This is a genomic window from Neptuniibacter sp. (assembly GCF_024231755.1).
GTDB lineage: Bacteria > Pseudomonadota > Gammaproteobacteria > Pseudomonadales > Balneatricaceae > Neptuniibacter.
This window is the reverse complement of sequence record NZ_JAAEQH010000261.1, coordinates 1-1,488: the sequence shown is the minus strand read 5'-3', so window position 1 is coordinate 1,488 and position 1,488 is coordinate 1. Positions and strand designations below refer to the sequence as shown.

Here is a 1,488-nt window from a genome sequence, read left to right as displayed (position 1 = left end):
GCCATTCTCACAACTTTTCTTAGGTGTGATTTGAATCAAGAAGTGCCCATTCCCTCAAGCTTGAGCAAGCTTGGCGGTCTTTAAACAGCATCAATGACGATTTTGAGAGTATGATTGATGAATTAACCGGATATGCTGACAGACCTTATCTGACAGCAGAGCCAGTACGGTTCTGTTATTTAACGCTTGGTAATGTTGATTCAGAACAACCTGGTTACTGAGTTAAAATCTGTAGCAGGTAGTCATGATCCCAAGAACACGCTTTGGTTTTGCACTTGACGCCTACCTTGCGCGTTTTGTCCTTTTTGAGCAAGTTTAAGGCTAATCGTCGTAACCGACTAAAATTCTCAGCTGAATGTCCTTTGCGAATACGACAATCGTCTTCTCTAAAGTTGACATCCAAAGACCAGTGCAGCTTGTTTTCAATGGACCAGTGGCCTCGGATCAATGCTAGAAATTCACAAGCAAGAATCCCTTCCAAACTGCTGAGATAGTAATGACGTTCTACAGAGGTATTACCCTGCTGCGTACGAGTCGCTTCAACGCAAATAAAGCACGAAAGCCCCTTCCATTGGCGACGTTCGGAGAACCAATTAATCTCATGGGTAACCCAAATTCGCCGGGTTTCAATACGTCCATGTCCGCCATTAGTGTGTTCATGGAAGTCATAGGCAATGCCCAGACAGTCATCACGAAGCCCCTTTTCAAACAGCAATTTGAGCTCCCCATGTAAAGTGGGATGATTGTCTTTCACCTGCAAGATATAGTCCGCCTCAGCATCGACAATGTTTTCAGTGATCTTCTTTTGGCAACCCATCGCATCGGTAGTGATGATGGCGCCCTTGATATCAAGGAGTTCTAACAGTTTCGGGATTGCCGTTATCTCATTGCTTTTAGCATCAGTGGTGATTTGTCCCAGAACAAGATGATTCTCCTGGCACCAGGCGATAACCATGTGAATAGCCGATTTCTCATTAGCATGGTCAAAGCTGCTTCTGAGGGTCTTTCCGTCAATCGCCACCAGGCGTTTCTTATGTTTTGCCAAGTGAGCGGTCCAGTTTAAGAAGCAGCACTCAAACTGGTCAGGTTTGATCTTGCTAAAGACTCTACCAAAGGTATCGTGGCTGGGAACACCATTGGGTAAGTGTAGAAATGTTTTGAGCCAGTCTTCTTTGCACCGGCCAAATACGGCGACCTCAACCCATCCTTCGGCTCCACAAATGACAGCCAGAATGGCGATTGCCAGCAAATCAGAGAATACATGCTGTATATTATGTCCCACACGAGGGTCTTCCAGTTCGCTAAACCAGCGCAAAAGCCCATCGGGAGTGTTTGCATCCATGTCAAACCTCCTAAATATTGCATATCGATTCGGATATTTATGCAAGAGCTCATTGCAAACTACTCCTGAAAGCTTAAGTGTTTATTCTGGATAGCGCAAGTCGTTTATATGAATTTTCTCCAAAAAATCTACTTGCGATTGCCCTG

General features: G+C 44.9%; 1 protein-coding gene. It reads right to left on the bottom strand.

Features of this window, described 5'->3' with window-relative positions:
- Positions 1–214: 214 nt before the first annotated feature.
- A complete protein-coding gene (locus tag GY843_RS14375; RefSeq protein WP_297310626.1) occupies positions 215–1,342 on the bottom strand; it encodes an ISAs1 family transposase in 1,128 nt (375 codons plus the stop codon).
- Between the last annotated feature and the right edge of the window lie 146 nt (positions 1,343–1,488).

What these genes read in the sequence shown, in the direction of transcription:
- GY843_RS14375 (WP_297310626.1), bottom strand. Translation starts at nt 1,342, where the DNA reads ATGGATGCAAACACTCCCGATGGGCTTTTGCGCTGGTTTAGCGAACTG.